A 15242-nucleotide genomic window follows, 5' to 3' on the forward strand; every position below is an offset into this window, starting at 1 on the left:
CTCGCTTGCTTCTTTTGAACTTAAAAATAATATTGGAAAGGAGAAGTGCGCATGGCAATTGATGTCAGTAAACTACCATTAGAAGAAAGGCGAAAGCGATATAAACGTAATGAAGATAGTCGACGACAAAATAGGCCGATAAAGTTTCGAGTAGACGATTATCAGTACCAAGAGCTAGAAAAAACAGCAGACATTTTTGGTTTATCTGTTCCAATGTACGTGAAGAAAATCGCAGTAGACAACGCAGGGAAAAGTCTAAAATATACCGATCGACAATATAAAGAAATTAATTTTCATTTACTAGCAATAGGCAGAAATTTGAATCAATTAGTGAAAACAGCAAATTATTTGCGTGTTCAGTTAAATAAAAAAGATACCGAGATACAAAAAGAAGAACATCAGAGTGTTTACTTATCTTTTACAACTAAGCAAGAGCGATTAAAGCGGCTATATGCTGAAAAAAATGACTTAATGATACAAATAAAATCAATAAGTGATCCATTGAATCGCTTGGAAAAAGAGTTGAATAAGTTATGGGCTCGATTATAAAAATTGCTTCAAAAAGTAGGAGTATTCATAATACAATTTCATATATGTTAAATAAACAAGAAGATTCTGGACTCGTGACAGGAATTGGCGTATCGAATGATTTAAATGCTATTGAGGATTTTAAACGAACCAATGAAATTTTTGGTGATAAAGGGAAAATAAAGCTTTGGCATTTTACACAAAGCTTTGATCCACTAGAAGATATTTCCGCTGAAAAAGCACATGAGTTGGGTGTTAAGTGGGCAGAAAAAATGTTTCCTAACCAGTCAATTTTGGTCGTCACACACACAGACAAGGGGCATGTTCACAATCACTTTGGTATTTCGCCAAACGATCAGCGAACAGGAAAGAAAATGGATATTCGAAAGAATGATATTCGAGTTTTGCAGGCTTGGAATGATAATATACTTATTGATAATGGAATTAGCCCACTTGATATGTATAAGTATAATCATTTAGTTGCAGATCGTGAAAATTGGAAAGAACGTGAATTTAGAACTGAAAATAAGATTTCAAATCGAGAAAAAATAAAACTAGCTGTTTCTAAAGTTGCTCAATATGCGAAAAATTATGATGACTTTCATGCGGAATTGAAGAAAAATCATTCTATTGAGACCTATCGGTTTGCCAAAAACCAGCGTATTGGGTACAAACTCTTAGATTCTGAAGGTGAGTTAATCTTAAAGATTGGCGGAAAGCGTTTAGGGCAAAACTATGATATGAATCATCTTGATGATTTGTTCACAGAAAATAAAAAAGCGGAGCAAAATCAATCTGAAGAGGTACTCACTGAAATTGCTATTCGACATCTTGGTAAATCGTTAAATGGTAGAGCGGATAGTAGAATTAATTGGCAAGAACGAGCGCAACGCTTTGAATTAGATAATGAGAATATACCATTTCTTAGATCATCAAAAGATTATGAAGAATTTTATGACAAATATAAATTTGAAATAGAGGACAGAATAGAAATTGTATTAGATGTTTTTGGTGAGAATAAAGACCAATTCTTTGGATTTGCAGTGGAAGAGGAGCCTTTAAAGTATAAGAAGAAATGTGTAGATTTGGTGTATAAAAAAGTTGTTTATGATATCTCAGAGAGTTTATCAACTGATTATGACCAATTTAACGTTCATGATACTAAACCCGCTTTAGAACGTAATTTTAAGAAGCGTTATATTCAAGAAACAAAACGTGTTCTTTATTTATTTAATCGTGCAATTGATGATGGTACGATTGAAAAAGCTCGGAGAGAGTATGAAGAAACAGCAAGAGAAATTGATTATCAAAAACGACAAAATCAATATGATATGGATTTTTGAGTAAACAGGGAGAGAGAAAAAATGAACTATCCATATTTTAAAGTCTCGGCTTCAGAAGAAACTAAAGAAATATTCAACAATTTTTACAACCAAAACAAAGGAGTTTTTGGTTCCAAGGCAAATATGTTTCGTGTTATGGTTTCAAATTTACCAGTGTTAGCTAGTCCATCAAATAATAAATTTAATGATTCTGAAAGCATTAAATTTGAACAAAAAATTTCAGAACTAGAATCAATGATAAGTAATGAAGTAATTGAAAAGCTTGATGACATTGATCAAAAGTTATCGTATTCTCTAAAAAACAAATACAAAACGGAGGAGAAAAAAGATGTTTAAAGTTTACTTCCCGTTTCAGTGGCTCGTTAAAGGAATTCTTTTAGTGCTACTAGGATTGATTCTTTTTGGAAGTTATCTAACAATTAAAGCCAGACATTTTCCAGAAGAAAAGCCAATAAAAATTGTAACAATAGATTTAAAAATAGGTGAAACTTATCAGGCAGATGGGGTTGAACTAACATTTAAAAATATTGAAGTGACCGAAAAAAGAAATGAATTTGCACAACATGATCGTGTATTACAAGTGACCTATACACTTAAAAATGATACAGAAAAACCAATACGTCCACAACAATGGTCGATTGAAAATAAGGATGGTGAAGAGCTTTATGAGTATGCTATGATATTAGATAATCCAGAGTATATTGAAAGTGACAAAGCAGAAACAATAAATTACTATTATGAATTACCGAATGAAATGCAGGATTACCAAATCGTATTACGTAGAGCAAATGGTTACCTAGTTGGGTTGCCATTTACTTTATAAGTTTTATTTTGTCAGTAGCTTTTAAGGTAATATCAGTTTTGTGATTTTTGAAAATGGAAGTGGGGGAACTGGGAGAATGGCTGAGGAGAATAAAGTTGTTCCGTTTGAAACATTAGTGATAAATAAGGAAGAGTTTGAGCAACTTTTTCTTAATTTTTTTATTCAATATGACAGGATTTATGATTTTAGCTCGTCACTAGATTTATTTGAATTAGAAGCAGAAATAATAGAAAACAGTCGAGAGAAGAATGGTAAAATCATTATTTCAGTAGAAAAATTCAATGAATTATTCTCAGAAACATTTGAAATAGATCCAGACTATTATCAACCACAAGAAGTTTTTCGAGAGTTTAGAAATCAGATTATTCGTTCAAGTAATATTGAAAATTGAGTCAATAAAAGAAGCGTTGAAGAAAAGTTCCTTCTTTCGACGCTTCTTTTTAAAAGATTTTACAAATGTCTTATGGAGATTTGCTTCAATGACTACTTGTAGTCATTTCGTTTAAAATAATTATGTTACACCCTTATGTGTCACAGAGAAATACTGATATAATAAGAAATAAGGTATGTAACAATAGAGTATACTTTTGTATTACAACTTTATTTATCTAGGAGATTTTGAATTTGAATAGTACTAGAAAAAGCATATTAGAAATGGATAATCAAGAAGCAAAACAATTTTTATTAAAGCCAGCAAGCTTTTTTAATACGTCTTTGCCTAATTATATCAATTTATCAGTAGGTATAGGAAAAGCGGTGGATTTATTAAAAGACAAACCATTTTCTGAACTAGTCAAACATAAGAGATCGCTATCTGAAGCAGTTGACGTTAATCATCGAATATTAGCTAACAAAGATGGAAATTACGCTTGGAGACCTCTTCAAATATTACATCCAGTAGTATATGTAGACTTGGTAAACGTAATTACACAACAAAACAATTGGAGGCACATCAAAAATAAGTTTGAAGAATTCCAAGCTGATAAGCGAATTGAATGTATATCGCTTCCAGTGGAATCGATTTCTTCGAAGAGTGATACTGCGGAAACTATTTTAAATTGGTGGGAGAATCTTGAGCAAGCACAAATCAATTACGCTTTGGAATATGACTACTGTATTCATACAGATATTACGGATTGCTATGGCTCAATATATACTCATACCATCCCTTGGGCAATTCACTCAAAAGAATGGGCTAAAACCCATAGAAAACCTTCTCAAGGCGTAGGAAACTTAATAGATTCTAAAATACAATATTTACAACATGGTCAAACAAATGGCATACCTCAAGGTAGTGTATTGATGGATTTTATAGCTGAAATAGTACTAGGGTATGCTGATAAATTGTTATTGAATAGAATAGAAGAGAGCGGTATTGAAGAATTTAAAATACTTCGCTACAGAGATGACTACAGAATCTTCTCACTTCGAAAAGATCATGCTGAAATGATTATCAGATTATTGTCTGAGGTATTATCAGATTTAAACTTAAAATTAAATCCAAATAAAACATTCTTATCAGATAACATAATCATAGAAGCAATTAAGCCGGATAAAATTTATTGGGATCTTACACACTCAAGTTTTATAGAAAAAAATAATAGTACATGGGAATTTAAGCTTAGTCTTCAAAAACATTTGTTGCAGATAAAACTTTTAGGAGATAAATACCCAAATTGTGGAAGTTTAAGCAAAGCGCTAAGTGAGGTTTATAGACACAGAATTTCTACTTTAAGTAAAAGACCAGATGATATCAATCAATTAATTAGTATGATAGTTAATATAATGCAAAATAATCCTAGAACATTGGAAGCCTGTATTGTGATTTTAGGAAAGCTTTTTGAGTTTATTGCTGTAGAAAAGATTAACTTATATTTGGATAAAATCTTAAGAAAGTTTGTTAATACTCCCAATACTGATATGGTTGAGATTTGGCTACAAAGGCTTTCTTTAATTCATTCACGAGAGAAACTCTATAGCGCAAAACTGTGCAAAAAAATTTCTGATCCTAAAAGATTTTCATTGTGGAATTCTGATTGGTTAATAGATGAATTTGATGAAAGTGAAATAATTGATGAAGCTTATATCTCCAATTTAAGCTTAACTACTCCAGCTAAAGAGTTAGAGTTATTTATTTCACAATATGGAAAATGATTATTTTGAATAACGGACTACAACTAATAAAAAAGTATCCAAAAATTTACTTCTTTATTGTCTTACTTTATCATTTGCTTAGTTTGGAAACTATTTTATTTAGTATAAATAGCAATAGTTGACTTTTTTGAAAAGCTCGGTATAATGAAGGTATAAATAATGATCGAGGGAATAACCTGCGGGTTGTTCCCATTTTTTTGGGAGATATGTATTAGATGAGTGAAAAAATCTATAAGACGCCAAGCCAACGGTTTAACACACTGAGATACAGAGATATGGAAATTAGTACTAGTTCACATAGGCGCGTTTTAAATCAGTATAATTATTATAATTTGATAAATGGTTATAAAGATCCGTTTTTGTTTACGAATAATCCCGAAAAGTACAAAATAAAGAAATTGCCTGATGGAACTTCTATCAAGACAACACCTAATCAACTTGAAGCTCTATATAAGTTTGATGATGCACTCAGAAAAAAACTACTAGAATACTTGTTAAAAATAGAAGAACAACTTAAAAATGCTTTTACTCAAGCTTTTTATGAAGTTCAATCTAAAAATATGAATATTCCATACGCTAATCGCAAAAATCTTCATTTAGATAATGAATATTTGAGAAGATGTTATTTTGATTTGGATGTACACTATGAGCAATCTTATCAAAATAGGAATGCAATAAGGAATACTATAGTACATGACACTGTTCCCAGAAATTTTTACTTTGGTGGAGATGTAGAACCGCTCTTTTATAATTCTAATGGCAGAAAGACACCACAAGGAGCAAAATTTCGTAAGGTTGATAAAGAACAATATTACGATTCTTTTAAATCAATAGTGTATTCAACGCTAGCTAAACAAAAAAGTAAAAGCGAATCTCTTGAAAGATACTCAAGTAAGCATGGCTATGTTCCAATGTGGATACTAATGAACTTTTTAACTTTTGGAAATATCAGTAAGTTTTATCTATTTCAAACAAAAGAAGTAAAAAGAAATATACTTAAAAGGTTGAAATTTATTGAAGAAACCACTAGTGAAGTTGATTTTGAAATAATTAGTTTAAATTTTTCTAGAAGTTTAGAAATTTTGACGATATATAGAAATATTTGTGCCCATAATGAACGTGTATATAATAACTCGGTTTCGATTCCTCTAGATGATTCTTTTATGGATTTTGGGGAAAAGCTTCCATTTTATTATGAAGCAAAATCGCCACAACAAATGAGTCAATCGAAATTGGTTATTCGTAGAAATTCTAGAAAGAAGATTTTTGTGTTGTTTTTTTTAATCTCTAATTTTTTAAACAAGCGTGAGATTAGTAAATTTAAAAATGAGATTGAAACTCAATTTTCTCTTTTAGAAGCTAAACTATCTGTAATTACCATTGATGAAATTAAGATATTAATGGGACTTAACTTTGATTGGAAAAGTAATTTATAGTTTGAAGAAAAAAGAAGTTAAAATATTTTTGTAGTATTCTATTAAAAGTATGCTAGCAATTTGAATAAGATCAGAAAAATGATCCATGTTAGCTATTATAGAATGTACATTAAAACATTAAGGTATTGACTATCTTTATTAATCAGACATGAGATTAAATTCATGAGAACAATGGAATTAATTTGAATCTCCAAATAACCTCTCTACCTGCTGTTTTGGTTACGATATTGGCTACGTTCTCGATGATAGTATCTGATAATGTACACTGTGAGTCTATGGCAATTTGTTAAATGAAATCTTTATATAAAAGCCTATTTCTTTCCTTTGATTCCCAAAAGATTCATTGGAAGGATCAGTTGGTAACATATTTTATTTTGACAGATTCTTCAGTCTTTTCTATCAAAAGCACACCACGCAACTTGAATACGTTTTTGAATACGATTAGAAAACCAGTCAAGATGAATTATCATCAATAAAGTGATTAGCTCTATTCAGAAATCATTTAATTATCAACTATCTTCAATTATCGTCAATGAACTTAACTTCATGGCTGAAGAAGAATCTGAATAAAGAAATGATGGCTGAACCCTTGATAGATGAGGGTTCAGCTTTTTTATCTAAAAAACCGTCAGAAATGAAATAGCTCATTTCTGACGGTTTTTTTTTGAATTTTACCACAGCCAGTTTTACATAAATCAGTTAACTAGAAAACAAAGTTTGTAGTTTTTGATGATGGACTTCTAGAAGGCGTTGATATAAATCAGTTTCGAAATCACTGTAATGGCAATAATCAAGGACCGTATATTTAAAAGGATCTAGGCCCTTCGGAATCAGCAAAGGTGACCCTAAGATGATAAAGTCATATTCTTCAGTGATTGGAAGTGTCAGCTGTTCGATAGCAACAAATGGGATCTTTTTGCCTAGGTTTAAGATCTCAGCGGAAATCAGATGCTCAGAAACATTGACAAAACCAACTTTCAACTTATAGCTTTCGTCGATTTCTGAATAATACGGATAAAGCAAACAAGCTTGGATGAAAGCTAATTCACTTACACAAGATTTCAGCCACGTATAATTTTTCCGTTGGGAAATTTTTTTCCAGAAGCCTTCGATTTTGATTGTCAAGATATGTAAGAGTGGGTACTTTTCTTGGATATACGAAGAAATAAACAATGTGGTCAAAGGGATTTTTTGTTTGAACAAGCTAAAGTTACCAATCGATAGGTAGATGTTCAAATATAGAGCTGGCTCATTTTCAAAATGAAACGTACCGATAAACGTCTGACAATGGTCTTGGAATTCGTCCAAAATCTCCTTGGGGTCATTACTTGGTTGCTGATAAGAATGTTGGATGATCGGCAGACGAATGTCTTGGTTGGAAGTCAGAAACGGCCAATAATAAAACAAATAGAACAAAGAGTTTACCTCCAAGAGGTCTAAACGCAGATTGGCGATCTTGAAGAAATCGTAAAAGAAGTTGAGGTCTGTACCACTTGGAATGAAAGAATCCCTTGATAAGTGATAGATATCAGTAAAGTGGCTGTTTTTGATCCTCAGCAAACAAATCAGACAATGGAGACTGGCTTGTTTTTTTCCTAAGTCAAACTTGTTCTTATGCTGTGCTTCTTCATGTTTATAAATCAATGCTCTCACTTCTTGGCTATAAGGAACTATGTCCAAACTTTCACCTAATGATACAAACCAAAAGAAATTAAAAAAGAGGATACGAATCAACATTTCGGAACCTGACAAGGTCAGATTCGATAAATTCAAGTTGATATTGTATTCCTTCAAATATTCAACCAGCTTTTTTGTTTGACGAAAACAGGTCGAGCGACTGATATAGTGCCGGTTACAAAAAGCAGCGAGATCGTCGTCCTCTTCTATTAGCATACTGAGCAACAATTTATAAGGAACACTTTCAGTTGAAAGGTAATGTTGGTATTGGGTGTATTGAACAAGTTGTTCATTGACGGTTAACTTATTTTTACTATGTAATAGCTCGATGGTAGTAAATTTTTCTAAATCATCTTGGATTGCACTCAAGATTTTTTTGAAGCGTGCAGGGCCGTAATAAAAATCCAAGTTTTCCCGCACCTGATCTATGCTGTATTCCCCGGGTGAGAGTGTCATCAACTTGCCGTAGACACTCAATTTCGTTCTGGCATGATCATCTAACAAAATTTTTTCAATCAATTGATCACCTTCCTTTTTTTGTAATTATTATTATTAGCGTATTTAACTTCTCTTGTAAATACGTGTCTCAGATTTCTAACAAGTCTATACAAGGTTTAGAAATATTTCTATTTCACTTGTCTCAAAAATAGCGTTCAGCGAGTATGCTTTTTGAGAGAAAAGAAATAATCCATGATTTTAAATAACGATATCTATTTTTGTTTTTGCTTCCTTGTTAGTGTGTTGAATGGATATAAATAACTATAATTGAATATTTAGAAGCTGAAGGGGAAAGAATTAGAAATATTAGTGAATCTTTTCTTTTTTTTTATTATCTATTTGAATTTTAAAAAAATTTCGAAGGAGGCACTAAAAATGAAAAAGGGAAAGCATCTTGTCCTTCTTAGTTTGTTGGCCATCTTTTTCATCGCTTACTTATATTCTCAACACATAAACAAGGTAGTAGCAAATGATGAAGATGTTGTTGATGTAGTAGAGGTGCTGAAAAATGATTATGGAGAAGTGACTATCAAGCAAACAGATGATCATTTGATCCTCTTTTATCGCTTAAATGAGTCAACACAAGAAAGACGATTTTTATTTCAGCTGCATCCCAAGGATGCAGCTGAAAACAATTTGCTTACTTCTTACACTTCTCAGGAATACCAAGAATATACAGATGAGAAGCAACAGAAATGGATAGGCAGTGATTTTTCGCAGGGAGGTGTCGAAAAAGAATGGAATGTCGCATTGCCAAATACTAATAAAGAGTTTCAACTCAATATTCAGATTGAAGAAAAAGCAGGAAAGTTACTTTTATCAGAAGCCGCTTCTTATCCATTCTCTATCGCTAATGAGAAGAAAGAGCCGTCAACCACAAGTGAAGAAATAGCGGAAACAACAGCATCCTCTGAAGTATATGATACATCAGAGGATTCCTCGGTCATCTCGGACGAGTATCACCCGTTTGATCAGCCGCAATTGTTCAACGGACAGGTGAGTTCCGATGGATTAACTACGATCGAACCAGAGTATGTAACGGATGGGCAAGGTACTTATCCGAAAGCGATGTGGCAACCAAATAATAATCAGTATGTACGAAATCACCAAGGCAATCGTCAGGGAAAACAACAATGGGATGGAGTGACTAATTGGGATGGTGATCCAACCAATCAAAATAATTCTTATATTGAATATGGTGGGGAGAAAGAAGCAGCCGATTATGCGATCCGAAAATTTGCTAAAGAGACAGCAACTCCAGGTTTGTTTGATCTGTATGTAAATGTCCGAGGTAACACGCAAAAGGACATTCTTCCACTTGATATCGTATTCGTTGCAGACTGGTCTGGGAGTATGAATGAAGAAAATCGGATCATTGAGGTGAAAAATGGCATTGACCGATTTATTGATACATTATCAGATAGTGGCGTGACGGAAAAAATCAACTTAGGGTATGTCGGATTCTCAAGTGAAGGATATAGCAACCGTACGATTCCGCTAAAAGCCTTTGATAGTGTAAAAGAAGAAATCAAAGCAGCAACCCCTCTTTCAACAAGTGGCGGAACATTTACTCAAAATGGGTTACGACAGGCAGGAGAATTATTATCAGAACAAAATGGACACAAAAAAGTGATCGTTCTCTTAACCGATGGCGTTCCGACTTGCTCGTATCAAGTATCTAGTGTAATGGACGATGAAGATGGTAGTTATTATGGTACGGCCTTTAGCGGACGTATTGATCATCCAGACTATACTTCGAAAATCTCCCCCCCTTATCTTGCTTCAGTAAGCAACCAATCTTCGCAACGGCGTTGGATCAATTCGACATTTATTGCTACGATCGGTGAAGCAATGGCATTGAAGCAACGAGGAATCGAAATCCATGGGTTAGGAATCCAACTACAGGGGGATGAAACCGCAGGACTCACGAAAGAAGAAGTCGAGAGTCGAATGCGGAAAATGGTCTCGAATGGGGAGGATGGGACACTGTATTACGAGTCTGCAAATGATTCCTCAGATATTGCTGATTATTTAGCCAGAAAAGCTGTGCAATTGTCTGGGACCGTCGTTGATGGGAAAATCACTGATCCGATCATTGAGCCATTCGTTTATGAAACAGAAAGTGTTTCTGTTAAAAGTGTCGGAACGAGTCCTTTATCTGTTGAACCGATTCTAGCCATTGAGGATTCTATCATTCGAGTCGAGCAAATCTATTTAGAAAAAGGCCAAGAGATCCAACTGCATTATCAAGTTAGAATCCAAACAGAAAGTAAAACATTCGAACCAGATAGGTGGTATCAGATGAATGGTTCGACCACCTTTCAGCCAACGTCCAACCCAGATGTAGTTGCTAAATTTGGTATTCCATCAGCGAAAGCGCCCAGTGTTTCTCTTGATTTCTTCAAAGAATGGGAAGAATTTGATGAAGATCTGACAACGCGACCAGAAAAAGTGATCTACGAAATCAAGCGAAGGGGGATCACTCAATCATCAAGTTGGGAAAATGGCTATATACAATTAAATAAGCCGGCAAAGGACGAAACAAATCGTTGGGAGCGAACAAAAGTCACCAAAGTTTCAGAATCTAGTGAAGAAATCAGAGAAACCCTTGGGCTACCGAAATACAACAATCTAGGGCAAGATTTCCACTATGAGGCGGTCAATGAAGAAGCGGTTCCCGGCTATCAATCAGAAAAAGTCAATGCAACGACTTGGAAAAATACAAAACAATTTGTCCCTTTAGACTTAAAAGTAACCAAGAAATCTTCTGCAAATGATCATCTCCTAAAAGGCGCGGTATTCCAACTAACGATTGAGGAGCGGGAGATTCAGCTGATCGATCATCAAGATGGTACGTATTCGTTGCCAGAAGGGACACGTCTTGAAAAAGGAAAAAACTATACATTGACAGAAATCAGTCCACCCACTGGACACGAACGCTCAGAAAAGCACATGTGGGATATCGCGATTTCTAATAATGGCGCAGTAACAGTGGACGGTCAAAAAACAGCAGTTGACGACCAAGTCATCCAGTTGACAATCGAGAACACTTTTTTAGACCTTCCGATCGCTATAAGAAAGTATACAGAAAAAGGCAAAGAAAAAGTAAATTTGGCAGACGCGACCTTTGCATTACAAATAAAAGCGGATAAAGGAAGCTATCAAACACTGAAAGAAGCCACCACAGCGGCATCAGGATTGGCGCAATTTACCATCCAAAAATCTGGCAAATACCGAATAGTGGAAACCGCAGGACCGCTTGGCTATGATACGATTCCAGGAAATTATGAGTTTGAAGTTGATCCTTATGGAACGATTGAATATGACGGGAAAAATGTAGAACATGCAGCAGTTTGGACGCTGACACATAGCAATCAAATCAAACCATTTGATTTAACTGTCTTAAAGCAAACAGACACAGGTCAATCGTTAAAAGGCGCGGCATTCCGACTATCTGGTTCAGCTGAACAAATCGAATTACCAAGTGATGAAACAGCAATCGACACCTTTGTTTTTGAAGATCTCAAACCCGGGAATTACACGCTGGAGGAGATCAAAACACCAGAAGGCCATGTCGGGCTAAAAGAACCAGTGCAAATTGTTATCCAAGAGGATGGCGAAGTGACAATAGCTGGAGAACCAACAGAAGTGCACTTACAAAGTGGGAACAAAAACAACCAATTGCAATTAGTGGTTACCAATCAGGCGTTGCTCTCTCTGCCGGAGACCGGCGGCATGGGAGGACTTGGCATCATTGCTAGTCTCAGCGGCATTGTTTCATTTGCCATCTATTCGTTTTTGCGAAGAAAAAGGGAAATCAATGAGTAAGCACTATTGATTAGAGGATTCCTTTTTTGTTCATTGTTGGTTCTGAAATGGAGTGAAAAAATGGTTTTCTTGATGGCAAATTGTTCGTAGGAAAATTCATTGTTTATTAAAAGAATAGGAGTAAAGAAAATGAAGAAGAGAAAGCATATCAAACGATTGGTACTATGTTTTATTTCACTAGTAACATTGGCAGCATTGATTTCTATCCAGCACGTGTATGCTGATGGAACTGAGGTGCAACTGGTGATCCACAAGAAGAAAATGTTGGATTTTCCAAGTCAAGGGATCCAAAACACAGGGAAGGAAATGGCAGAGTTTGATGACTATCAAGGACTAGCTGACGTCACCTTCCATGTCTACGATGCGACCGCAGCATTTACTAAAGCAAGAGAAAACGGCGCAACGATTGAAGAAGCGAAAGCACAGGTGCAATCACAAACTTTTAGCACAGCTCTTTTTTCAGGCAGTACGGATACCCATGGGGATCTTTCTTTATCATTGCCCAAAAAACAAGCAGGAAAAGATGCCGTCTATGTGATCAAAGAAGCGGCAAAACCAGGGGTGACTGCTGCTGCAAATATGGTCGTGGCGTTTCCTGTGTATGAATTGATCAAACAAGCAGACGGTACGTATCAATATGGAGCAGAAGAACTATCGATGATTCATTTGTATCCTAAAAACATTGTTGAAAATGATGGCACACTGCAAGTCACGAAAATTGGTTCCGCTGAGGGTGAAGCACTGAACGGTGCGGAATTCGTCATTGTCAAACAAGAATCAGAGGTAACAAAATATATACAAGGCGTTGCACAAGGTATGTATACATGGACGTCAGACAAATCAAAGGCGAAACACTTTGTCAGCGGCAATCGTTATGAAATAGGAGAAGAGGACTTTGTCGAGAGTGCTGCGGCTAAAGGACAAATGATCGTCGCTGGTTTAGAGGTCGGAGAGTATGTATTGGAGGAAGTCAAAGCGCCTGAAAATGCTGAGATGATTGCCGACCAAACAACTACGCTATTTACCATCATTTCAGGAAGTCAAACGCCTGTAGCAAAGACGGTAAAAAATGATACGACTAAAGTAGAAAAAGACACGCCCCAATTAGAAGGACAAGATGTAGCCATCGGTGAAGCAATCAACTATGAGATCACCGTCAATATACCTGATGGGATTGCCGATAAAGAGGAGGAGAGCAACAAGTATACCTCATTCAAATTGATCGATAGCCACGATCCTGCATTGACATTTATGAATCAGTCCAAGGGAGAAACAAGCTATGCACTCTATGATGGTGAACGTCTCATTGATACTAATAATTATCAGATCACTGAACATGCCAATGGTTTTACAGTAGCAATTGCGCCCACATATATCCCTTCCCTGACTCCAGGTGGAACGTTGCGATTCGTTTATTACATGTATTTGAATCAACTAGCAGATCCGACGAAAGGTTATAAAAACGAAGCAAATGTCGATAATGGTCACACGACAGATCAAACACCACCGACTGTTGAGGTTCTGACAGGGGGAAAAAGATTCATAAAAGTAGATGGGGCAGTGATTGAGCTACGGCCATTGGCAGGTGCATCGTTTGTCGTACGCGACGAAAATTCGGCGACCGCGAACTATTTGATCATTGATCCAGTCACAAAAGCAGTGGCGTGGACGAATTCTCCGGAGAAAGCAACAACTTTCAATACAACGAACGATGGATTAGTAGACATTACAGGATTAGCTTATGGAACCTACTATTTGGAAGAAACCAAAGCACCGAATAGCTATATCAAATTAAATGAACGAATTGCTTTCAAAGTAGATTCACAATCTTATGCGGTGGCGAATGAATTGGTTACTCCAGAAAAAGTACCAAACAAACAGAAAGGAACATTACCAGCAACTGGCGGCGAGGGAGTTACTTTGTATATTGGTTTAGGCGTCGTTTTATTGACGATAGTAGGTGTCTACTGGATAAAAAGATATAAGGCTTAGTGTCAAACGAAGAACGAATGGATAGCTGAGGAGAATGAAATGAAGCAAAAAAAAAGGCATCCTTTAGATCTAATCATGCTATTGGTATTTTTTATCGGTATCCTCAGCTTGGCGTATCCCTTTGTTAGCGATACATTGAATGACTATCTCGATCAACAAATCATCAAAAACTATCAGAAAAAAGCAAAATCTGAACATGCGTCAGTGATTGCTGAGTTGAACAAGCAGATGCGTGAAGCAAATGAAAAAATGGCATCAAATGAACCTAAGACAGAAGCAGACCCATTTTCCAAGGAAAAAAAGGAAAAGCAGAACTCGCTGAAATCTTATATAGAAGCACACACGATAGGTGTTTTGACGATCCCGAAAATCAATGTCAATTTACCAATCTTTGATCAGACGACAACAAAACTATTGGAGAAAGGGGCCTGTCTGCTCGAGGGAACTTCATATCCAGTCGGAGGAGTATCGACACATGCGGTACTTTCTAGTCACCGAGGATTACCACAAGCAAAACTCTTTACAGATCTACCTCGGTTACAGATAGAGGATCGCTTTTATATCGAAATCAATGGTCAATATCTTGCGTATCAAATCGATCAAATACAAACTGTCGCGCCGACAAAAACAGAAACACTTCAGATCCAAGATAACCAAGACCTGGTCACACTAGTTACTTGCACCCCTTATATGATCAATAGTCACCGTTTGCTGGTTCGCGGACACAGGGTCGCAGTTGAGCAAGAGGAAATAAGCGCGTCATTGTCAAAAGTGCAGCAAGCAAAACGAACGACCTTTTTACTCGTGACTGGTTTGATCGTTGTCCTTTTGATGCTGTCTTTGGTGTTGGTGATAAAACATTTTACAGAAGTTAAAAATACATGTAGTTTTAAAAACTAGATGCAAAAGTTTTGGTAATCAGATAGTTTTTCGAGTATAATGGAGTCGAAGAAATGAAACGGA

Annotated in this window: 11 protein-coding genes; 10 read left to right on the top strand and 1 reads right to left on the bottom strand. The window is 35.5% G+C overall.

Going from position 1 to position 15242, the window contains the following annotated elements; translation table 11 throughout:
• The first annotated feature begins 51 nt into the window (after positions 1-51).
• From HED61_RS05545 to HED61_RS05575, 7 genes are all read left to right on the top strand, one after another.
• Positions 52-549, top strand: a complete 498-nt coding sequence (locus tag HED61_RS05545; protein WP_047632222.1) for a plasmid mobilization protein — start codon at positions 52-54, stop codon at positions 547-549.
• 44 nt (positions 550-593) lie between these two features.
• Positions 594-1871, top strand: coding sequence for a relaxase/mobilization nuclease domain-containing protein (locus HED61_RS05550; RefSeq protein WP_408626118.1), 1278 nt, complete (start codon positions 594-596; stop codon positions 1869-1871).
• Between the two features lie 21 nt (positions 1872-1892).
• Complete coding sequence (locus HED61_RS05555; RefSeq protein ID WP_002340435.1) at positions 1893-2207, top strand: hypothetical protein; 315 nt, start codon at positions 1893-1895, stop codon at positions 2205-2207.
• Complete coding sequence (locus HED61_RS05560; RefSeq protein ID WP_002340436.1) at positions 2200-2694, top strand: hypothetical protein; 495 nt, start codon at positions 2200-2202, stop codon at positions 2692-2694. The genes HED61_RS05555 and HED61_RS05560 overlap by 8 nt, the downstream gene beginning before the upstream one ends.
• Before the next feature lie 76 nt (positions 2695-2770).
• Positions 2771-3085, top strand: coding sequence for a hypothetical protein (locus HED61_RS05565; RefSeq protein ID WP_002340437.1), 315 nt, complete (start codon positions 2771-2773; stop codon positions 3083-3085).
• Positions 3086-3348: 263 nt separating this feature from the next.
• Positions 3349-4848, top strand: a complete 1500-nt coding sequence (locus tag HED61_RS05570; protein ID WP_002320989.1) for an RNA-directed DNA polymerase — start codon at positions 3349-3351, stop codon at positions 4846-4848.
• A gap of 215 nt (positions 4849-5063) precedes the next feature.
• Positions 5064-6284, top strand: a complete 1221-nt coding sequence (locus HED61_RS05575) for an Abi family protein (RefSeq protein WP_002320988.1) — start codon at positions 5064-5066, stop codon at positions 6282-6284.
• A 699-nt stretch (positions 6285-6983) separates the two neighbouring features.
• Here HED61_RS05575 and HED61_RS05580 read toward each other — a convergent pair.
• Positions 6984-8480: a helix-turn-helix domain-containing protein gene (locus HED61_RS05580; protein WP_135172096.1), complete on the bottom strand. Its 1497-nt coding sequence runs from the start codon at positions 8478-8480 to the stop codon at positions 6984-6986.
• Between the two features lie 354 nt (positions 8481-8834).
• On the opposite strand from HED61_RS05580, the gene HED61_RS05585 reads away from it, so the two are divergent.
• The 3 genes from HED61_RS05585 (at position 8835) to HED61_RS05595 (ending at position 15179) form a co-directional block, all read left to right on the top strand.
• On the top strand, positions 8835-12287 hold the full coding sequence (locus tag HED61_RS05585; RefSeq protein WP_219645191.1) for a vWA domain-containing protein: 3453 nt from the start codon (positions 8835-8837) through the stop codon (positions 12285-12287).
• A 129-nt stretch (positions 12288-12416) separates the two neighbouring features.
• Positions 12417-14279, top strand: a complete 1863-nt coding sequence (locus HED61_RS05590; protein WP_219645190.1) for a SpaA isopeptide-forming pilin-related protein — start codon at positions 12417-12419, stop codon at positions 14277-14279.
• A gap of 39 nt (positions 14280-14318) precedes the next feature.
• Complete coding sequence (locus HED61_RS05595) at positions 14319-15179, top strand: class C sortase (protein WP_219645189.1); 861 nt, start codon at positions 14319-14321, stop codon at positions 15177-15179.
• Positions 15180-15242 lie beyond the last annotated feature (63 nt).

Origin of the sequence: Enterococcus gallinarum (assembly GCF_021496385.1) — a bacterium.
In the GTDB taxonomy this organism is placed as follows: Bacteria; Bacillota; Bacilli; order Lactobacillales; family Enterococcaceae; genus Enterococcus_D; species Enterococcus_D gallinarum.